Origin of the sequence: Agarivorans albus (assembly GCF_019670105.1) — a bacterium.
In the GTDB taxonomy this organism is placed as follows: domain Bacteria; phylum Pseudomonadota; class Gammaproteobacteria; order Enterobacterales; family Celerinatantimonadaceae; genus Agarivorans; species Agarivorans albus.
Genome location: NZ_AP023032.1, coordinates 2402043 through 2421658 on the forward strand (window position 1 = coordinate 2402043; position 19616 = coordinate 2421658).

22 protein-coding genes are annotated in these 19616 nt (G+C 43.9%); 1 reads left to right on the top strand and 21 read right to left on the bottom strand.

Features of this window, described 5'->3' with window-relative positions:
* Positions 1–37: 37 nt before the first annotated feature.
* The 3 genes from K5620_RS11075 to K5620_RS11085 form a co-directional block, all read right to left on the bottom strand.
* Entirely contained in the window at positions 38–1078 is a 1041-nt protein-coding gene (locus K5620_RS11075; protein ID WP_016401538.1) for a TRAP transporter substrate-binding protein DctP, read from the bottom strand.
* Positions 1079–1165: 87 nt separating this feature from the next.
* Positions 1166–2488 carry a TRAP transporter large permease gene (locus K5620_RS11080; RefSeq protein WP_016401539.1) on the bottom strand — a complete coding sequence of 441 codons (1323 nt, stop codon included), beginning with the start codon at positions 2486–2488 and terminating at the stop codon, positions 1166–1168.
* On the bottom strand, positions 2485–2994 hold the full coding sequence (locus K5620_RS11085) for a TRAP transporter small permease subunit (protein WP_016401540.1): 510 nt from the start codon (positions 2992–2994) through the stop codon (positions 2485–2487). The genes K5620_RS11080 and K5620_RS11085 overlap by 4 nt, the downstream gene beginning before the upstream one ends.
* Before the next feature lie 406 nt (positions 2995–3400).
* On the opposite strand from K5620_RS11085, the gene K5620_RS11090 reads away from it, so the two are divergent.
* Positions 3401–4360: a helix-turn-helix domain-containing protein gene (locus K5620_RS11090; protein WP_016401541.1), complete on the top strand. Its 960-nt coding sequence runs from the start codon at positions 3401–3403 to the stop codon at positions 4358–4360.
* Positions 4361–4428: 68 nt separating this feature from the next.
* On the opposite strand, the gene K5620_RS11095 is transcribed toward K5620_RS11090, so the two are convergent.
* The 18 genes from K5620_RS11095 to K5620_RS11180 all read right to left on the bottom strand — a co-directional run bounded on the left by K5620_RS11095 (position 4429) and on the right by K5620_RS11180 (position 19616).
* Positions 4429–5346, bottom strand: a complete 918-nt coding sequence (locus tag K5620_RS11095; protein ID WP_016401542.1) for a hypothetical protein — start codon at positions 5344–5346, stop codon at positions 4429–4431.
* Between the two features lie 98 nt (positions 5347–5444).
* A complete protein-coding gene (locus K5620_RS11100) occupies positions 5445–5840 on the bottom strand; it encodes a hypothetical protein (protein ID WP_221077360.1) in 396 nt (131 codons plus the stop codon).
* Between the two features lie 87 nt (positions 5841–5927).
* On the bottom strand, positions 5928–6290 hold the full coding sequence (locus tag K5620_RS11105; RefSeq protein WP_040307089.1) for a hypothetical protein: 363 nt from the start codon (positions 6288–6290) through the stop codon (positions 5928–5930).
* A gap of 681 nt (positions 6291–6971) precedes the next feature.
* Positions 6972–7367 carry a GFA family protein gene (locus tag K5620_RS11110; RefSeq protein WP_016401544.1) on the bottom strand — a complete coding sequence of 132 codons (396 nt, stop codon included), beginning with the start codon at positions 7365–7367 and terminating at the stop codon, positions 6972–6974.
* A 54-nt stretch (positions 7368–7421) separates the two neighbouring features.
* Entirely contained in the window at positions 7422–7637 is a 216-nt protein-coding gene (locus K5620_RS11115; RefSeq protein WP_016401545.1) for a hypothetical protein, read from the bottom strand.
* Positions 7638–7751: 114 nt separating this feature from the next.
* Positions 7752–8009 carry a Sec-independent protein translocase protein TatB gene (tatB, locus tag K5620_RS11120; RefSeq protein ID WP_016401546.1) on the bottom strand — a complete coding sequence of 86 codons (258 nt, stop codon included), beginning with the start codon at positions 8007–8009 and terminating at the stop codon, positions 7752–7754.
* Positions 8010–8011: 2 nt separating this feature from the next.
* A complete protein-coding gene (gene tatA, locus K5620_RS11125; protein WP_016401547.1) occupies positions 8012–8221 on the bottom strand; it encodes a twin-arginine translocase TatA/TatE family subunit in 210 nt (69 codons plus the stop codon).
* Between the two features lie 65 nt (positions 8222–8286).
* Entirely contained in the window at positions 8287–10332 is a 2046-nt protein-coding gene (locus K5620_RS11130) for a PhoX family protein (RefSeq protein ID WP_016401548.1), read from the bottom strand.
* Positions 10333–10636: 304 nt separating this feature from the next.
* Positions 10637–11479, bottom strand: coding sequence for a nitrogen fixation protein NifM (nifM, locus tag K5620_RS11135; RefSeq protein ID WP_016401549.1), 843 nt, complete (start codon positions 11477–11479; stop codon positions 10637–10639).
* Entirely contained in the window at positions 11469–11933 is a 465-nt protein-coding gene (locus K5620_RS11140) for a nitrogen fixation protein NifZ (RefSeq protein ID WP_016401550.1), read from the bottom strand. Before K5620_RS11140 ends, nifM begins: the two co-directional genes overlap by 11 nt.
* 16 nt (positions 11934–11949) lie before the next feature.
* Positions 11950–12234 carry a nitrogenase-stabilizing/protective protein NifW gene (locus K5620_RS11145; RefSeq protein ID WP_016401551.1) on the bottom strand — a complete coding sequence of 95 codons (285 nt, stop codon included), beginning with the start codon at positions 12232–12234 and terminating at the stop codon, positions 11950–11952.
* A gap of 24 nt (positions 12235–12258) precedes the next feature.
* On the bottom strand, positions 12259–13407 hold the full coding sequence (nifV, locus tag K5620_RS11150; RefSeq protein ID WP_016401552.1) for a homocitrate synthase: 1149 nt from the start codon (positions 13405–13407) through the stop codon (positions 12259–12261).
* Positions 13408–13430: 23 nt separating this feature from the next.
* On the bottom strand, positions 13431–14666 hold the full coding sequence (nifS, locus tag K5620_RS11155; protein WP_016401553.1) for a cysteine desulfurase NifS: 1236 nt from the start codon (positions 14664–14666) through the stop codon (positions 13431–13433).
* An 11-nt stretch (positions 14667–14677) separates the two neighbouring features.
* Positions 14678–15538: a Fe-S cluster assembly protein NifU gene (nifU, locus tag K5620_RS11160; RefSeq protein ID WP_016401554.1), complete on the bottom strand. Its 861-nt coding sequence runs from the start codon at positions 15536–15538 to the stop codon at positions 14678–14680.
* 451 nt (positions 15539–15989) lie between these two features.
* A complete protein-coding gene (locus K5620_RS21815; protein WP_215426384.1) occupies positions 15990–18005 on the bottom strand; it encodes an RICIN domain-containing protein in 2016 nt (671 codons plus the stop codon).
* 350 nt (positions 18006–18355) lie between these two features.
* A complete protein-coding gene (locus K5620_RS11170) occupies positions 18356–18793 on the bottom strand; it encodes a SoxR reducing system RseC family protein (protein WP_016401556.1) in 438 nt (145 codons plus the stop codon).
* Positions 18794–18806: 13 nt separating this feature from the next.
* Positions 18807–19112, bottom strand: a complete 306-nt coding sequence (gene fdxB, locus K5620_RS11175) for a ferredoxin III, nif-specific (protein ID WP_016401557.1) — start codon at positions 19110–19112, stop codon at positions 18807–18809.
* Between the two features lie 33 nt (positions 19113–19145).
* Complete coding sequence (locus tag K5620_RS11180; protein ID WP_016401558.1) at positions 19146–19616, bottom strand: NifB/NifX family molybdenum-iron cluster-binding protein; 471 nt, start codon at positions 19614–19616, stop codon at positions 19146–19148.

The following is a 19616-nucleotide window of genomic DNA, read 5'->3' on the forward strand; positions in this document are numbered from 1 at the left end:
CAGCAACAACGACTTACGCCGTTGCTGCTCTGGTTTGTTAGCTGTAGCGGTAAGGCCTACCTGCTTTTTCCATGTCATCGTTGTATTTCTTAAAGATTTCTACAATCTTAGCCTTAGTTGGCGATTCTTTGGCAATTTCATCCCAGAATACGTGTGCCTCTGCTTCAACCGTAGCCCATTCTTCATCAGGAATGGAAGTTAGCTTCATATCACTACCCTCAACACGCAGTTTAGCTTCGCCACCCCAGTACCACCATTGACGGTAATAATGTGAAGTATCTAAACATAGTCCGAGAAGCTCTTTAAGGTGATCAGGTAATGCATTGTAGCGATCCATATTGGCAAAGAATGAACCAATCCAAGCACCTGAAATATTGTTTGTTAAGAAGTAATCGGTAACCTTAGACCAACCCACGGTGTAGTCTTCGGTAATGCCCGACCAAGCAATACCGTCTAGTTCGCCGGTTTGCAGAGCCACCTCAACATCTTCCCAAGGAATAGATACCGGCACCACGCCAAACTTAGCTAAGAAGCGACCGGCCGTTGGGAAGGTAAATACTCTTAATCCCTTAAGATCTTTAAGGCTAGTAAGGGGCTTTTTAGTAGCAAAATGACAAGGGTCCCAAGCACCTGCAGAAATGTGCTTAACACCTACTTTGGCGTACTCTTCTTTCCAAATTTTGTCTAAACCATATTGATTAAACAATACAGGCACATCCAGTGAATAACGGCTACCAAATGGGAAGTAACCGCCAAAGGTGGTTACTTCTGTAGGAGAAGCCATAGAGTCATCATCAGATTGAACCGCATCAATAATGCCTTTTTGCATGGCGCGAAATAGTTCGCCCGTTGGCACCAGCTGATCGGCAAAATAGAGCTCAATTTGCATCTCTTCACCGGCAATGCGGTTAAAGGCTTCAATGGCCGGTTTTATTACATGCTCAGCTAAAGCTGGACCTGCATAGGTTTGCATTCGCCATTTAATCTTCGGGCTAGCGGCAAAGGTTTTGGCCGGAGCCAACATGGTACCCGCGGTAAGTGCAACAGCACTTGTTAAAAACTTACGTCTTGAGTTCATTGTTATCCCTCCAGTGGATTATTGCTAGCAGACCCTTGCCCGCCTTAAGGTAAATATTGATTAATAAGCTTTTGAATAAATTAAGTTTTACTTGCCATATACATAATCAGGAAGCCATAAAGCTAGACTTGGAAAAACCATCACTAGGATTAATGCAAAAACCATAATGCCGACAAATGGAACTACCGAACCGTAAATGTCACGCAGGCTAATTTGCGGCGGAGCCATAGCGCGCATTAAAAAGAGGTTGTAGCCAAAAGGCGGCGTCATATAGGCAATTTGGGAGGTCACGGTATAGAGAACGCCGTACCAAATAAGGTCAAAACCTAGTGCATTAACCAAAGGCACATATAACGGCGCAACAATCACCAACATGGCGGTGTCGTCTAAAAAGGTGCCCATTACCAAAAATGACAACTGCATTAAAATAAGAATCGCCCAAGGCCCAAGCCCTAGCTGCTCGGTAAACAAATGTTCGATAGATTTTACTGCGCCCAAACCATCAAATATGGCTCCAAAACCAAGGGCAGCAAGAATGATCCACATAAACATACAAGAGATGGCCAAGGTACTACGTACAGAGTTCTCAAATACCTGTTTGGTCATGCGCCGTTTGAGAATAGCGGCCAAGAATGCTGCCATTGCACCAATAGCCGAGCTTTCTACTAAACTTGTCCACCCATTAACAAAAGGAATCATCATTGAGGCAAAGATGCCAAGGGGTAACAGCCCTGCCCTAAGTAGCCTTAGTTTTTCGGCCATAGGCACGTTACGTTCTTCCTCGCTTAACACCGGGCCTAAGCTGGGGTTAATCCGACAACGTACTGCAATATAGATAATGAACAGTGTTGCCATCACCAAACCCGGAATAATACCGGCTAGCCACAGCTGACCTACTGGCTGGCGCGCAATCATCGCGTAAAGCACTAATACCACCGAGGGAGGCACTAATATGCCTAAAGACGAACCGGCCTGAATAACCCCAGTGACCATTTTTTTGTCGTAGTTACGCTTTAACAGTTCGGGTAGCGCAATGGTGGCACCTATCGCCATCCCTGCCACCGACAAGCCATTCATTGCCGATACCAGCACCATAAGCCCAATGGTACCAATGGCTAATCCACCGGGCATCGGCCCCATCCAAACATGAAACATTTTGTATAGGTCGTCGGCAATTTTTGATTCCGACAATACATAGCCCATGAAAATAAACATTGGCAGCGTAAGCATCGGATACCAATTCATTAGCTTCATGCTGGCAGTAAATGGAATTTCGGCGCCGCCGGTACCCCAAAGTAATATGGCGGCAATTGAGGCTACCGCGCCTATTGCAGCAAATACACGTTGACCCGTTGCCATTAGCAACATCATCAACGAGAACATCATTGTTGCTATCATGCCGTAACTCATTTGATCTGAACTCCTCGAATAACTGCAATATCTTTAATAAATTGGGAAATGGCCTGCAAAATCATCATCACAAAACCGGTGCACATTAGTGCTTTAATAGGCCACAACAATGGGCGCCAAGCAGAGCGAGTTCGTTGGCTATATTCAAGGGAGTAAAGTGTGCTTTCTAAGCCGCCGTATAGCAGTACGAATAAATAGAAAATCAAGAAGAAAATGGTGAATGCATCAACCCAAGCGCGTTTTTTAATTGACCAATTTCCATAAAATAGGTCCATGCGCACATTGGCATTAAGCTGCATCGCATAAGCGCCGCCAATAATGTAGTAGGCAACCATCATGAATTGCGCAGACTCTAAGGTCCAAAGAGACGGCATAAAGAAAGTTTTTGATACCGATGACCACATAAGCACGCCAACAATCAAAAATATCCCATACATCATTAAGCGACCAACTCTTCGATTGAACGCATCAACATATTTGACATAGGCAATAATAAAACTCGGCATTAACTTTCCTTTTTATACGAACACATGGGTAAAACCTTTTTCCCATTTACAGCTGTTAATACTTAAAACAGTACAGCTGGCTAATTTTTACCCCCACCTTGGGTCCAAATATTCCAGCTATACATCGAAGAACATTTGCAAGAATTGGCCTTATGATTCCCTGCTAGTCAAAGATTAAGAAGCCATATTGTTGCCCATATTTATTAACAAATAAGGCAATATATTCTTAACAATTTAACTGGACCAGTTTTTGCTGCTTCTTGCATCAACAGCTATAAGTAAGGTTCAGCAATAGCTATTCCGATTAACTATCAATTATTGGCAACATTAAAAATGTATATAAAACAATAAGATAATAGGCATATCGCCCTAAATTGGTTCAGAGCTTGAATCGAGGAAGATAAATATGGTGACAAATACGCAAACAAACGGTGACTCATTGTTGTGCACAATTCACTCTAATGATGCAAATCATCAAGCGGCAAACTTAGTTAACTGGCAGCAAGAGTTTGATCAACTAAGCAAAGGTCGCTTTGTTGGTCAAATAAATGAAATTAACTTCCCGAATATTCATGTATTTCGCGAAGACACAAACCAAGAGCTAAGACAGCAATGCCGTGTTGAAGAAGGAGGATTATGGATAGGTTTTAGTAGCAATCAAAAAACTTGTCGAATTAACAACCAAACCACCCGCCATAGTCAGTTTTTATGCCGACCAGGTAGCCTAGACTTTGAATTGCTCACGCCCGAACACTTTTCTATTTATGGTTTGGTATTGCACAAAAGTTTATTTAGCCAATTAGAAGAACAACAAGATGACCCTAATATTGGCCTAAGTTTTGATAGCCTATGGCTAGATAATATCCCCGCCAATACCTTACAAACCTTTCAGCAATACCTATCACAACTGCTACAAACAGAAGGCAGTCGTTGGAGCAGCAACACCCAAGCGCTTATTTTAGAAGACGCAGCGCTTAACCTACTTAGCCAAGCACAAAAACCCGCTTTAGTTAGCGCCCCTGCGTTACATCAACGCCAACGCATTATGCAACGGGTTAAAACCTACCTTACAGAATCTCGTCTTAAAAACCCTATTACCATTAGCGAGTTATGTGCTGCGGTGCATGTTAGTCGCCGTACCCTGCAATATACCTTTAGCCAGTGCTGCGATATGACACCAAAACAATACATTCAGATAATTCGGCTAAACCAAGTTAGGCGAGCATTACTGCATTGCCAGCATCAACAAACCATTGCCGAAGTGGCATTAGATTATGGCTTTTTTCATTTAGGACAATTTTGCAGGGATTACAAAAGACTGTTTTGCGAAACGCCCAGCGAAACCAGACGCCGAGAGTTTGCCTAATCTTGTGTTGTTCGAAATAACAAGCGCAGGCATTATTCCCGGCTTCTAAATTCGAAGCAGCTTGCAAGCTACCAAAGTGGCATTTGGCTTATTGCATCACTTTGAACAAAGGTCCCGACAAATTGCTCTACGGTTTCTTCACCATTGGCATAGAGTACATATAGATTGTAAGTAAGCTCGCCCTCACCGTCGCCTTGGGTGGCATCACTCACTATCGGTTGAACTTGTAGCGTAGCTGTGGAACTTGGCTCGATTAAAACCGGCGAATCAAAAACTAGCTCAGAGACTGGATTTAAGTGATTTAAATTTATCGTTTGCTGGTTGTTGGCAGCATTTAATGGTGATCCTCCATCGCTTGCCTCGCCGCCTGTCGAATATAAGTTTTTGGCTCTAAAGCCGTAAACAGTTACTAAGTCTTGCCCTTGGTTTTTAAACAGCATGTTGAGTTTAGGCGGTTCAATCAATCCCGATATATAACTAATCGCGGCGCTATGCCATAGATAATCAGGCGTGGTGTCATCAAACTCAGCGAACTTCGAGATTTTTGGGTCTCGTAGCATTTTAGTTTTTATAGATTCTGGTATTTGACTAGCACGCCAAGGAGACTCAGCGTTTTGATTACTTGGATATAACCACTCAAGCTTAGCGCTATCGCGTTGCCATAAAACTTGATGAACGGCTAAGCCTTTCGCGTTCACAATATAAGGCGTGTTCGAGTAAACCCACATGGATGCATCTTCTTGGTAACCCAAGTTTCTGTTGTTGTATTCTCGTAAAGGCTCCCATAAATCGGCTACTGTTAAGCCTTTAAGCTTCCATGTTCCAAATTCTGAGCTAACTTGATCATTGGGCGAAATATAGACACTGTTTAGCACCAAATTGCTTGGTGCGCCTGTTGGAGGAGTTACAATGGCAGAACACCCCAAACTCAGCCAGAACACTGCCGTAAACATAGCAACTAGAAAACCCTTAATGGTTAGATTCATCCTATCCTCTCAAATTGTAAACCTAAGACCTAACTAGAAGTAAATAGTCTACTTAACTGGCGGTAAATGAGTAAAAACTGGCAAGCAGTGGTTCTATATTATTGAATATATTCAACTAATTGGCCATGAGATAATAAGTAAAGCTCTGGGTATGGTGCTAAACCATGATCTTTCAACAACCGATTCACATCCCTATAGGTGCGTACTATCTGTTTCTGATCTAGCTTCGCCACATCAACAATGTTTTGTTTAAATACCGGGGCTGTTTTTTGGGGCAAATAGTCTAAATAGAAACTATCACAAGCTTTGAGATTCTCAGAAAATAATCTCGCTGTAAGGCATTGTTCGAAATCCTCGATGGCTTGGCTATCGGCTTCTTGTTGAGCTGTTATAGGGCCAAAGCTAGCAAAATAAAATAGTAAACTCGCAGCTAACAAAGCGGTACTACTTATAGTGAGCCAAGTCTTCTTACTGCTTAAAATACTCAATGCCACTTGCATGTCTCTATTGTTTATTAACGCCGGTGGCAAGGGCGAGCTAAAGCGAGTCCCGCGGCGATAGCCGCGAATTGGCCACCCTTGTTAAGTTTTTGTCTTATACGCAACGTCTAGGCACCACTTATAGAATGTTTTTGCAATTTTAATATTCTCATGTGGATCATTTGCGGCTCGATCTTTTATGACTTTCTCTAGTTCGTTTCTTGGTGTTTTTAGCACCCTGGCTATTATGATGTAACTGAAAATATTTGCCATTAACAGGGCTAAAACGAAAGTTACAATCATCGCTCCGGGCACGCCTAGATCTGCAATTGAAAAGGCATTCTCGGTTTCCTGACCACCATCTACGCCAGGCGCATCAATCAACCCGCTAACTGCATAAAACCATAAAAGTAAAACCACAACAATTATTGAAAAGTGCGTCACTTTAATTTGTGTGCCGTACATGATTCACCTTGAAACTTAACGCCTCAATCAGAGGCAAAAAATAGTTGGTTAGAATTAGCGACGCAGGAGCAAAACCAACAGTTTTTTGTCCTGATGAATTGACTTGTTATATGCCAACTTCCTTAAGACGTTCTTCCATTACAAGCAGGTACTCCTCAACCATTTTGTAATACGTACTCCATTGCTCAGATGCAGGGAAGTCTTCCATATGCGTTCGCGCCCTGCTGATGAACAATTCGACTGGTAGGTAATTTTGAGAAATGTAGCAACCAGTGATGTTGTTTACATAAGAGACCAAAGCGTAAACAGTCACATTCCTGCGGTATCCACGAGCAGGCGCACAATCAGCTGAGTTCAGCTGCTTCTGAAGTTCTCTTATGCAAGTGTCCGAATCTTCCATTTGTGCCCTTTTGGCATATAACAACTTATTAATATGAAATATTCCTTGTTTAAACTAGGAAATTTTCCTCTTATCATACATTTTATAAAATAAAGGTTATCACCTTTCCTAAGCTACATCAGCCACCTAGCTCGAAAAATAACAAAAACATCAGCATGAAAGTATGCAATCACTTGTAGAAAGTAGGAGCCGCCACAGAACTGTATATAAAAACAGTTGTTGTGAGTTTTGGGGGTTTACGCACCAGACAGTTAAAAAGCTAAAACTACTGGGGATTAAGACTAAAGAGCTTGTTCCTTGAACTTTGGTACACCGTCTGGTATCAGTTCCCAACTGGCTTTTGAATCCACATATATGTGGCGACTTAGTTTTATATTGGGGTCGCCGTTTGTGCAGCCTAAGGTTACACCATGTACTTCTTCTTGATATACACCTACTAAGGTAGAACCACATTTGCTACAAAACTGTAAACCAAAACCCTGTTCTCCAATGTATGAAGTAAGCAAGTTTTCGCCTCTTAGCCAAGAAAACTCGCCAGGTTTAACTAAGGCATAAACAGAGGCTTGGGCACTAAAAGCTTTGCGGCAACGGGAACAGTGGCAAGAGCGAGCATCGTGTAACTCGCCCTCTATTTGGTATTTAATTGCACCACAAAAGCATTCTCCGGTAATGGCCATTGGCGCTCCTAAATTATCGTAAAGTCTTGGTTATCGGCATGTGCTTACTGGCGTTTAGCCAAACAGCTCAATTAGTTTAGCGACTTGCGTTATTGCCAACAAACCACCACACACTATAAGTGTAGTGCCGGTAGACGTGTCATTACTAGATGCTGAATTACCTGCAGAACTTTTGCGATCTCTTAATACCTTGCCCCACACGACTAAGGCAACAGCACACAAGATAATAGTAAGATGTATGGCTAAGCTAGACAAAACCTCAGTTTCCACTCGGTATCCTTAACAGCAGTTATTGGCTAAAAACTTAAAGCCGCTTTGCTTTGATGAAAACGGCAGCGCCTTAGCTTAATGCCTTAGTGGGATATAGTAAAAGCTTAGCTGGACTTACTTGCTCGTGCCTTTGTTGATCAAAGGCGCAGAGGATATTTTGGTAGGTACTTTAACTTGTTGGTTAAGCGTGTCTTTTACCTCGCCTAACTCAAGTTCTTTCTCAATTTTGGTGGATACCTCTGCCATGGTGTTTTTAGCTTTGTTGTACCATGTAAATCCAGTGCGCAAGGCATTAGGTAAGCGTTGAGGGCCTAATATAACGAGGCCCAAAACAGCAATAAGCAAAATCTCTAAGGAGCCAACATCAAACATGTTTAGCTACCAAGTTGCTTGTTGTTGTCGCCCTGCTCAGCGCTTATTGGGTTACTCACATTTTGTTGCGTATTATCTTCGCTCATCGCTTGTTTAAAACCTTTAATGGTAGAGCCTAAATCCCCACCCAAGCCTCTCAAGCGTTTGGTTCCAAACAACAAGGCAACGATTACGGCAATAATTGCCAGTTGCCACACACTAATTCCAGCCATTTTTTCTTCCTTAAACTATTAATAAAACAGGCCCGTTTGGGCCTGTTATATGTTTCTAGAGTTAATTACACACCTAGCTCGCCACCGTCGGCTTTACGAATAGCCACAACCGATGCGCGAGGACGAAGATCCATGCCTACTGGCGTTTCTTCTGCTGCATTATTGCTGTAAGGCCAGTTACCAGGATGCTGGATAGACACAAACATGGTGGTGTAATCTGGGCTAATGGTAAAACCGGTAACTTCACAGCCATTAGGGCCAACAAAGAAACGACGTAATTCGCCTTGGTTCTCGCTGTTAATGGTGTCTGCGTTACCGTCTGCATCTTTAATCGCTGAAGGTACAACCGCAAGCATTTGATCGTTAGTGTAGCTGGTTACTTCATCGGCGCCGTTATCGGTTTGAATCCACAAAATACCGCGATTATCAAAGGCTAAGCCATCTGGGCTAGCAAACTGGTTAAACTCGCTTAGGCCAGATAAGTTTGTGGCTTCGTCGCCGTCGGCTGGAGAGCCAAATACAAAGATGTCCCAGGTAAAGTCGGTAGCGGCTTCGCCTTCGTCCCAGCGGATAACGTGACCAAACTTGTTGTTTAAGCGTGGGTTAGCGGGGTTAGTACCAGTGGTTTCATCACGGCGCGTATTGTTGGTTAGGGTTAAGTAAACAGAACCAGTAATTGGGTCTACCGCACACCACTCAGGGCGGTCCATTTGAGTTGCACCCACCAAGTCTGCTGCACCGGCAGTGTTTAAAATAATAGCGGCTAAAGAATCAAAGTGATCACCCAGCGTGCCGCCATCTGTGGTAGCGCCATCTAAGGTTAACGGTAACCAATGACCAACACCGTCGGCATCAAATTTAGCTACGTATAAGGTGCCTTCGTCCATGTACTTATCGCCCATGGCTAAACGGTCGCTAGCTTCTGCGTCTGCTGCATCCCAAACTGCAGTAGATACAAATTTGTACATGTATTCAAAACGCGAATCGTGACCAGAATAAAACACAATCGGCTTGCCAACTTCAAGAGTACCAAAGGTACAACCTTCGTGGCGGAAACGACCTAAAGCGGTGCGTTTAACTGCGCGCGAATTCGCTGTGTAAGGGTCAATTTCTACAATGTAACCGTGGCCGTTGGCTTCGTTACGGTAGTCGTCCATGGCGCTTGCACCACTTGGTGTTACATTAAAACGAGAGAACTCGTCTACACGCTCATCGGCGTGACCGGCTAGGGTTTCCCAACCATAACGCGCTGTGCCAGAGGTATCTAAACCAATTCGGTCTTGCTCTGCAGTGGTGGTACCTAAGTTGATGAAGTAACCAGGCCAGTTTTCTTCACAAGTTAAGTAAGTACCCCAAGGCGTGTAACCATTACCACAGTTGTTTAAGGTACCGCGTGCTTGGCTGCCATCTGGTGAGAACGGTGTAACTAACAAGCTTGAGTTAGCTAATGGACCTGAAATGTCCATAACCGTTGCACCAGTGTAACGGCGGTTTAATGGATCGCTTTCTACCATCATCCACTGACCGTCTTCCTGCAACTGAATACGAATAACACTTACACCGTGAGCGGCAATTTCTTTACGCACTTGGTCAACGCTGCTGCGAATACCCGCGTCATCTCTGTCGCTGCCATTTTGATGCAATGCATTTTGGTCGATGTACTCATGGTTTACTGCTAGTAAGCCATCGGTACCAGCGTCATTTAATGGGAAGAAATGTAAGCCATCGTGATGCATTCCCATAGAGTTGTTTTGATCAACTGCGTCGTTAGTGCCGTCATCTTTCCAGGCTTCTGCCATAGCATTGATTGGCTGGCCCCATGGCGCAAGTACTTGAGCGGTGTAACCTTCTGGAACACTTACTGCGTCAATTTTTGAACCAGCAATAGAGTTAAAGTTTAAGCTAGCACTTGGGGCGGCAGCACCGCCGCCAGTAGTAGAGCTAGAAGAATTACAGCCAGCTAAACCAAAAGCGCCAAAGGTAGCCATAGCGCTTAGGCCAAGACCACCTTTAAGAATTTTACGACGAGACATGCGAACATCTAATACTTCATCAAAGGTTGGGTTGTTACTTTTATTGAAGCGAGTTGGGTTAAATATTTCCTTGCTCATTTTCTTATATCCTAGTTGAGTACTCTCTTTTGTTGTGCGGATTAAGCTAAATGGCACATGTTACATTTGAGTTAAGTTTAGATTTCAGTTTTAGTGAATTATGTAAGCATTAGGTGACCAATAAGTAGACAAAAAATGTGTGAACGGGAGACTTATACTACCTCTTAACGAGTAGACCAAGTTAAACAACACATTAGCCAATTACGCGACTGCACAATTAGCATGATTAACTATTGCTGAGCAAATGCCTAAATTTTAATATTATTTTGATTAATAACTACGTAAGCATCTTGTCTACACAGGATTAGTTTAAATTTTCACCTTTACAAGCGCGGCTTAACCAAACTCTCTGTTGCTGTTTTTGCGCATGCTCATACAAAGACTGCTTAATTTTGGCTTTTGCATCATCAAAACTCACCCGATGCTCTGGGTAATGCTGTTTACACCATAGTAAGTGGTAGCCCATGCCAGTGTAGATTGGTTGACTAAAGCTCTCGCTTGGCATGTTAAACAACACCTCATCTAGTTCCGGTAGCAATTGTTGCCTAGATACTAGCCCTAAGTAACCGCCGTTCACTGCTGTTGGGCATTCGGAGTGGCGCTCTGCCAGTTTCTCAAAGTTGTCGCTAGTGACTTTATTGGCCAAGCTTTGAATACGGGCTCTAGCCTGCTTTGGCTTATTCTCTTCAAACTGTTCATTAATGGTAAGCAAAATGTGGTGTGCTGCCCGGCGCTCCACTTGTAAAAACTTGTCGGGATGGCGCTGATAAAAAGCTAAGGCCTGCTGCTCGGTAACCTCGGGAATATCTTTGCTTACGTAAGCTAGCACCGCTTCACTGCTAAGCTCGCTACGTAGCGCCTCGCGCAAACCTGGTTCAGAAAGCTGATTGGCTAGCAGCGCTTGCTCAAAAGCTGCCTCAGATTCAAAATTTTGCTTAATTAAAGCAATGGCTTTATCTAGTTGAGGCTCATCAACATACACTTTTTCTGCCTCTTTAGCCGCAAGCACCTTTTGTTGAATGCCAATGGTTTTGCTCACTACCCGGTTTAACTCTACTTGCTGCTCTTCACTAAGTTGATCAGTATTTAGATCAAACAAAGCAATGCTGGTTTTCATCGTTATATAAGCGTGGCTGCTATCCAACATAGGCTGGTTCCTCTTCTGTTAAAGCTGCTAGTGCTCGCTCGGGTACTTCTACATCTAGCTCACCGTATTGAATCCGGTAACAAGGGTCAGTTTTTGGTTTACGGCGTACTGCTAACACATCTACCACGCTACCTTTTTTGGCAACAACTTCGCCCTGTTGAGACAAGCTAAGTGTTAACGCTGCTTTGTCGCCATACTCAAACTGATTAGGTTGCCAAACTAACTCGGCATCTATTAGCTCATGTTCTTTGCAACCAATGGTTAAGCCACGATTAATAAACTGCACTTGATAAACAATTTGCTCTTGTAAGTAATATCCCGATTGGCGTACATAGCCAGTAGCGCCGCGGCGCACTAACAAAGCGCCTTTTTTACAGCCAGGGAAACTACCGTCGTTACGAATATTTTCAACCACTCTTACTTTGCAGCCATATCCAAATTTTGCTGAGTTCATCTGCTATACCTCTTTATTAACAGCCTTCACAAGCGTCGCAACTAGGCACTTGATGTGCCAACACAACGCCTTTTTCCAATAAACAATAGGCTTTGCTCACAGCAGCTTGGTACTCGCTATAACTGCTTGAAGCCTGTTTCGCTAATACTTGCTTGAGTAGGCGCATAAACAACACCCGCTTTACCCGAACTAAACCTGCTTGATAGTTAACGCCAAAGTAATTGAGAAAGTCTTCGGCACTGGCAAGCTCGTTAATGCCTGCAAGATCGGCAACTTGACTCTGCGCTTGATTCTCTAGCATCTACGCTCTCCTTAGCCTTAACGCTTAAATACACACGGCGTCTAAGTGCTGATTAATGCTCTGCCGATAAAAGTTCAATAGCTCTTTGGCATTAGGGCTACGTTTGTTAACTTCTGCCCATGTGCTTAATACCGAACGTAATGCCTGACACTGGGCAAAATTGAGCGCAATGCCTAAATCTTGATAAACCGATTTAATGGCAGCCACACCAGAGTGTTTACCTAATACAACACTGTGTTTTCGGCCAATAATCTCAGGCGCAAAAGCTTGGTAGTTATTGGGATCTTTAAGCAAGCCATCGACATGGATGCCAGACTCATGAGTAAATACCTGTTTGCCCACTATGCTCTTACTAAGCCCAAGCTTACGGCCAGAAGCCTTGGCAACTAACTCACAAATAGGGTTTAGCGATTTTAAATCTACTGCAGGTATCGCCTTATTGCCGGCTAGTTGGGTAACATTTAGCGCCATAAGCACTTCTTCTAACGCGGCATTACCGGCCCTTTCTCCTAAACCAATTACCGTGGTATTCACCGAATCGGCGCCGGCTTTAATTGCAGCTAAGGTATTCGCTGTTGCCATGCCTAAATCGTTATGCGCATGCATTTCAATTTGTAGGTCGCTTCGTTGCTTAAGGCTGCCAATAAACACTTCTGTAGCAAAAGGGTCTAACAAACCCAGAGTGTCGGCAAAACGTAAGCGCTGTGCACCAAAACCTTGGGCTTTCTCGGCAATAAGATATAACTCTTCTAAACTGGCGCGTGACGCGTCTTCCATGCCAACACAAACATCCAAGCCAAGCGCTAAAGCCTGTTTAATGCCCTGCTCCAATTGGGCAAAAAGCTGAGCAGTAGAAAGTTGCAGCTTAGATTCGCGTTGCTGTTTAGACGCTGGAATAGATATGTCGATCAAATCTAAACCTAGGCCACTTGCCAGCGAAATATCATGCTGGTGTAAACGGCTCCAGCCCATGGTTTTTGCATGCGTTAGTTCATCGCAAAGGGCTTTAATAACTTCCCGTTCAGAGTCGCCCATTGCTGGCACGCCAACTTCGAGCTCAGTTATCCCTGCTTGCTCCAAACTGGTGGCAATGGCGAGTTTTTCTTCGCCATTAAAAGCCACCCCAGCGGTTTGCTCGCCATCACGTAAGGTGGTGTCATTAATGATCAGCATAATGAGTCCTTCTGTGTTAACACCTAGGCATAAACCGGACTAAAGCTTTCGCTCGCTGGCTGATTGGTAGTCACATCCCAATACGGCGATAACATGCGAAGCTTTTCAACAATCCCTGGCAGTACTGCAAGCACTTGGTCAACCATGGCCTCGGTAGTAAAGCGAGAAAGAGAGAAGCGAATCGCGCCATGTGCTGCGGTATAAGGAATGTCCATTGCCCGCATTACGTGAGATGGCTCTAACGAACCTGAAGTACACGCCGAACCGGAGGATGCGGCGATACCGTGTTGATCTAACATCAACAATATCGACTCACCCTCTACAAATTCAAAAGCAATGTTGCTGGTATTGGGTACGCGATGTTTTGGGTCGCCAGTAACAAAGCAATTAGGAACTCGCGCTAACAAGCCCATTTCTAGGCGGTCACGCATCAGCTTTATACGCGCGGAGTCTTGCTCGATAGATTGCATTGCTAGTTCGGCGGCTTTGCCTAAACCTACTATTCCGCTGCTATTCTCAGTGCCCGCTCGACGCCCTCGTTCTTGGTGGCCTCCACGCAATAGCGGTCTAAACTTAGCGCCGCGGCGTAAATACATAGCTCCAATGCCTTTAGGTGCGTGAAACTTGTGACCAGAAATAGACAACAAATCAATGCCACTATCGGCAACTTGAATTGGCAGCTTGCCAGCCACTTGTACTGCATCGGTATGAAAAACGATACCGTGTTGCTTAGCTAACTCCGCCATACCTCGAATAGGAAACAAACTGCCAGTTTCATTGTTTGCCCACATAAAGCTTGCAACGGCTACGTTTTCACTTAGCGCGGCTTTGTAGGCTTCCATATCTAAACGGCCACGCTGATCCACGCCTATCCAATGAATGGTGTAGCCTTTGCGCTCAAGCATTTGACACAACTGTAAGGTAGCGGGATGCTCGATAACTGACGTAACAATTTCTTTGCGCTTTGGGTAAGCCTCAACCGCTGAAAGAATGGCGGTTGCGCTGGCCTCTGTTGCACAAGAGGTAAAGATCACCTCACTAGAATGGCTTGCGCCAATAAGCTTTTGAACCTGCTCCCTAGCCTGTTCAATCGCTTGACCGACTTGGCTGCCGAAGCGATGTATAGAAGAAGGGTTGCCATAAAACTCGCTAAGAAAAGGTAGCATTTCTTGTAACACTGCTTGGTCCACTTGCGTGGTGGCGTTGTTATCTAAATACGCTAGCTCGGTTTCGGTGTTTAAAGAGGTTAAGTTACTCATGCTAGTGCTCCTTACGCTAAGCTAGCTGCGCCAACGGGATAAACGGTGATGGTTTCGCCAAGGGCTTGGCTGATCTTTTGCTCGATCATCGCAAGTGTTCCCGCAGACAAACCGCAGCCAGAACAGGCACCAGTTAACGATACAAACACCATGTCATCATCTACATCAGATAGCTGAACATCACCGCCATCGGCTTGCAGCTGCGGGCGAACTTGCTCAAGTGCTTGTTCAATAATTCGTATTCGCGCCACAATGCTGGTAGCAGCCACTGGGCTTGCTTTTGCTACTTCAGGCTCCGCCAAGGGCGCACCTAGGCATTCTTCTAATACCCACTCAATTTTTTCGTGGCAGGCTGCACAGGCCCCGCCTGCCTTGGTGTAGTTGATAACCTCGTCTAAGGTCTCTAGTTTGTTTTGCGCAACCACCCGCTTGATAAGCGCATCGTCGATGGCAAAACACTTACAAATCAATTCACCTTCTTCGTGTTCTTCCGCTACTTCTTCGCCGCGATATTGAGCAACTGCAGCATGCAAGGCTTCCATTCCCATTACTGAACAATGCATTTTTTCTGGCGGCAAACCATCTAGGTAATCGGCAATGTCTTGATTAGAAATGCTCATTGCTTGGTCGATGGTTCGGCCGATGATCATTTCAGTTAAAGCAGACGAAGAAGCAATAGCGCTACCACAACCAAAGGTTTGAAAACCGGCATCTTCTATCACGTCACTATCGGGATTCACTTTAAGGCTTAAGCGTAAAGCGTCACCGCAGGAGATTGAACCCACATCGCCAATAGCGTTTGCATGGTCGACAGCTTTAGCATTTTTAGGTGTGAAGAAATGCTGTTTAACTTTTTCTGAATAATTCCACATACGCTACCCCACAATGTTTTATAAATTGGTAGTGGCGATAACCCGTTGCTAAAGTCACATGCTGCCTAAAACTGAGTGTTGATAAGCCATTGGGAACCTAGAACACAGCGTTTCTTGCTCATTGGCAGCAAACTCATCAACAACGGGTTATCTCCCAACTAAACTATTGCAAGTGAAGTACCGGATAAGAAAATTTATATAAAGCACTGTATTTGTTAGCTTATTTACTTTTTTAACAGCCAAAACCAGTGTGAGTTACATCACATTTAGGTAGCCTTGTAAGATATGCGACATCACATTGTTGGGTTAAACGACAATTTGTAAACTAGCGATCCGGTTTCAGGATACAAACAACTCTGGATTCGCTTTGCTTAATGCTAATTAGAAAGAAAAAGAGCTTACCGTTGCCGATAAGCTCTTTTTATTAACGCGTAATAATTACACCTATAGTTTATTCGTCAACGAGTTTCCAAGTGCGGATCCAATCAACCTTCATGGTATTGTTGTTATCGTTAAGCAAGTCTGTTTTTTGCGGCAAACCACCTACCCAACTTGAGTCTTGGCTCCATAAGTCCCAAATAACAAACTGCTCTAGTGTAAACGGCTGTTGTGTAGTGACTTTATTAACCGGTTCACCGTTTAGATAAAACTGTACAGTGTGTTCATCTTTCCACCATGCACCAAATACATGGTAATCATCTGTCCATAACACACCTTGCAAGGTGTTTTCATCTGACAAATCTGTACGGTTGTCCGAGTTGCCATGATTTCTTTCGGTTGAACCATTCTTAGCAATAAAGTACTGAGAGTTCATCTTCCACGGGAAATCTGGCTGACAATTACAGGTAGGAACCGGGTTAATTTCAATAATATCGATTTCGTCTCGATTATTTATATCGCCATTGTTTAACCAAAAAGTACTGTAGGCAGAGATATTGGCCACCTTAATGCGGCTCTCTGTGTACATAGGAAACTTAATTTTGGCAACTGAACGTACCCGTGAAGTTTCGAACCACTGATTAGGGCTATCAGCATTTAAGGTTGCTTGTATCCAAAGATTGCCATCCGACACACCCGAGTTTTTGTTCAACATGTTTACTGGGGTATTGCCATAGTTCCAGTTGGTTTTTATCCATTTGGCGCCATTCCAAAACTCAAACTCGTCGGACAAACTTTCTACTTTTTCCCAGCGCTTACCTAAAGGCGTTGTGTTGTTAAACGATACAAAGCTTGGCAAGTTAGCATCAGCGGTATTTACATCTATTACTCCAGGAGAGTTTGGCTCACATCCGGTGTTATCAACGGTAACGCCAGGAGGTGTGTTAGGGCATTGATCGACATCATTGCTGACACCGTCATTGTCATCATCAAGTTGCGATTGCGCACAGCCATCTTGATTTACAGGCTGGTTGGCTGGAGTGTTAGGGCATAAATCATTTACGTCGAGTACCCCATCGCCATCGCTATCTAGCAAAGGTGGATCAACCGGGTCTGTAGGCTCACCTTGCCATTCCAATTTAAACGACGCTAAGTTCCACTGCCAGTCATTGCTACCCAGCGCGTGAATACGTAACTTTTGCGTGCCGGCCGCTAAAGACACTTCGTTAGCTGGGCTAAGTTCAGTAAAATTGTCCCAGCCATAAGCAGGAACCGACGCTTGAGCGTAAGACACCCAGCTGCCATTTTCTAATACTAAAAGCTCAATCTGTACGTTTGACGTAATCGCTGTTCCCACATTAAAAGTAACCTGGTACTTTCCTGCGCGGTCAATCTCTACGTTGTAGTCTACAAAGTCGCCGCTATTAATATAATTAATCGCCGACTGCCCCGCTACGTTGTAGATGCTTACTGGGCTTTGCTGATTATCATCAAAACTGCCTCCTTGACTTACAAAGCCTGCGGCTTGAACTGTAATGGTGCCACTAGGATCGCTAGCAACATTTTCGTCAAAGATAAAACGAAACTCTTGGTTAGGATGGTCGGCTAAGCAGGCCCATTGGTGGAACTCTGAGCCTTTTTCAGTATATGCACCCGCTACGTCGAGGCATTTTCCGGTGGCACGGTTTTTAAGTTTAAACCAGCCATTATTCATATCTTGCAGTGACCATTGCTGATTAACACTAGCATCTGCACAAGTGAGTTGCTGAATACGCGCGCCGTTTGCAGAGTTACTATCCGCAACCTCTAAACACTTTTGGCTTGTTTTGGTTTTAATACTGTAAAAACCCTCGCCTTGCTCAACAAACTCAAGCCGTTGGTTGCTGTTGTTTTCGCCGCAAGTCCATTGGCTAAAACCAGAAAAATTAGCAGTGTTTCCCCCGGTCAAATCAATACACATTCCGCTATGTCGAATCTCAACATTGCGAAAATCTGCATTACTTACTGTAACGGCATGCACAGCATTGCTCGCCGAAAAAGCAAACGCCAAGGCAATGCCTAGCGAAAGATTATTTTTACGAATCATCATATATTCCATTATGTTTTGGCTAATCACATTTAGTTCAAAAACCGAACAGTAGCCTAGAAACAAAACAAATAGAAATAAAAAATTAGCCAATAAAAACAATCAATTAAAATACAAAATCACAATAATTGTTAAGCCATAAATAGTACTTAATAAAGCCATTTATAAAGTGAGGAGTAGATCATTTAAGTAAACATTTTCAAAAATATTTAGGCCTAATTTGGCGTGAATAAAGAGGAAGTTTTTAAGTATTACATTAGTAATTATCTAAAAAATAATTTTTCATAGTTGCTGATTAACAGCAAAGACCTAGCAGCGACAAGCATGCGCAAACAATAAACGGCCTGGCAGTATTACGGTGTGGGTTTAAGCGATAGTTTGTTGCGTAGCTCAGAGGCTAAACCACGCGATAAGCGTCGACTTACCAGCAAACCCAATACAAAACCCAAACAAGCAAAACCGGCACAGGCAATATCAAGTAAAGATGGTTCAAGAAAAAACAGTAATTGATTAGTGATCAGCGCAAAGCTAATTAAACCAAACAATGCAGGCATTAAGGCTGCCAAGATAGCTTTGAGTAGAAAGCTATCTTGGCAATTAAGGGTAATGTTTTGACCAAGTTCTAAACCTTGAGTTGCTGAGAATTCTGCATTAAGTAGGTTTGGTGACTCTGGATTAACGGTTAAGCAACTACTCTTACTGGCGCACGAAGTACATGCACTGGCGCGCTGCCCTTGCAACACAACCTTGTCTTTGTCGACACTAATTACCTGCATGCTTATCTGCGCCATAGCAACTACCTCTTTACACCAACGCACTGGCAGGCGTATGGGTATGACAATTTTTGGCGCAAACGGTAGAGCAAGCTGAGCAGCCGATACAATCGCCAGCGTTGGCTAATTCCATCACCATTACTACGTCGTCTTCATAATCGTCAAACGCTTCATCGTCTTCGTCAATTTCACGCTCAACTAGATCAAATACGTCGCGAGGACATACTTTGTAGCAACGCCCACAACCTATACAAGCACCTTGATCTAGCGCTGTTACAAATTGTGGCTCCCAGGGCGTTCCATCGCGCGTTAAGCCCATGTATGTTTTATGACTCATTATTTTTTCCTTATTTTGAAAGTTAATCTTGCCCTACCAGGGCTCGTCTAATAATTCGTTGAGACGTTGCTCTTGTTGTTGTGGGTCGAGGTTTTGGGAGTACATCCAAGGGAGGGGTTGATGTACAAACTGCAAGTGAATGTCGCCTAACAACACGCTTAGCTCGGTGTCGCTATCAACCATTAAACTGCAAATCCCTTGCTGTTTAAGCAACTCATTTGCGCTATGGCCACAAGCATTGCTAAAAACAGCCGCGCAGCCAGCTAAGGCATCGATTCGTTGTTTTAAACGACCTTTGTCGTGACCTGGTTTTGCTTGGTCAAACTGTAGAGCCTCTAACAGTTGAATGTGGTGTTCGCCAAAGCCATACACCAAAAAGGTATGGGCACTGCCAAAATGCTGATCGACACAATGTTTACTTTCGCTGGCAAACGCTACTTTAAAAACATGTTCACGCTGCTGGCCATCTTCAATCACTCTTAGCTGTCTTTGCATCGCATTCAT

Bases quoted from the DNA above. Each gene is read 5' to 3' on its own strand.
- K5620_RS11075 (WP_016401538.1), bottom strand. From the start codon at position 1,078: ATGAACTCAAGACGTAAGTTTTTAACAAGTGCTGTTGCACTTACCGCG.
- K5620_RS11080 (WP_016401539.1), bottom strand. From the start codon at position 2,488: ATGAGTTACGGCATGATAGCAACAATGATGTTCTCGTTGATGATGTTG.
- K5620_RS11085 (WP_016401540.1), bottom strand. From the start codon at position 2,994: ATGCCGAGTTTTATTATTGCCTATGTCAAATATGTTGATGCGTTCAAT.
- K5620_RS11090 (WP_016401541.1), top strand. From the start codon at position 3,401: ATGGTGACAAATACGCAAACAAACGGTGACTCATTGTTGTGCACAATT.
- K5620_RS11095 (WP_016401542.1), bottom strand. From the start codon at position 5,346: ATGAATCTAACCATTAAGGGTTTTCTAGTTGCTATGTTTACGGCAGTG.
- K5620_RS11105 (WP_040307089.1), bottom strand. From the start codon at position 6,290: ATGTACGGCACACAAATTAAAGTGACGCACTTTTCAATAATTGTTGTG.
- K5620_RS11110 (WP_016401544.1), bottom strand. From the start codon at position 7,367: ATGGCCATTACCGGAGAATGCTTTTGTGGTGCAATTAAATACCAAATA.
- tatB (WP_016401546.1), bottom strand. From the start codon at position 8,009: ATGTTTGATGTTGGCTCCTTAGAGATTTTGCTTATTGCTGTTTTGGGC.
- tatA (WP_016401547.1), bottom strand. From the start codon at position 8,221: ATGGCTGGAATTAGTGTGTGGCAACTGGCAATTATTGCCGTAATCGTT.
- K5620_RS11130 (WP_016401548.1), bottom strand. From the start codon at position 10,332: ATGAGCAAGGAAATATTTAACCCAACTCGCTTCAATAAAAGTAACAAC.
- nifM (WP_016401549.1), bottom strand. From the start codon at position 11,479: ATGTTGGATAGCAGCCACGCTTATATAACGATGAAAACCAGCATTGCT.
- K5620_RS11140 (WP_016401550.1), bottom strand. From the start codon at position 11,933: ATGAACTCAGCAAAATTTGGATATGGCTGCAAAGTAAGAGTGGTTGAA.
- K5620_RS11145 (WP_016401551.1), bottom strand. From the start codon at position 12,234: ATGCTAGAGAATCAAGCGCAGAGTCAAGTTGCCGATCTTGCAGGCATT.
- nifV (WP_016401552.1), bottom strand. From the start codon at position 13,407: ATGCTGATCATTAATGACACCACCTTACGTGATGGCGAGCAAACCGCT.
- nifS (WP_016401553.1), bottom strand. From the start codon at position 14,666: ATGAGTAACTTAACCTCTTTAAACACCGAAACCGAGCTAGCGTATTTA.
- nifU (WP_016401554.1), bottom strand. From the start codon at position 15,538: ATGTGGAATTATTCAGAAAAAGTTAAACAGCATTTCTTCACACCTAAA.
- K5620_RS21815 (WP_215426384.1), bottom strand. From the start codon at position 18,005: ATGATGATTCGTAAAAATAATCTTTCGCTAGGCATTGCCTTGGCGTTT.
- K5620_RS11170 (WP_016401556.1), bottom strand. From the start codon at position 18,793: ATGGCGCAGATAAGCATGCAGGTAATTAGTGTCGACAAAGACAAGGTT.
- fdxB (WP_016401557.1), bottom strand. From the start codon at position 19,112: ATGAGTCATAAAACATACATGGGCTTAACGCGCGATGGAACGCCCTGG.
- K5620_RS11180 (WP_016401558.1), bottom strand. From the start codon at position 19,616: ATGAATGCGATGCAAAGACAGCTAAGAGTGATTGAAGATGGCCAGCAG.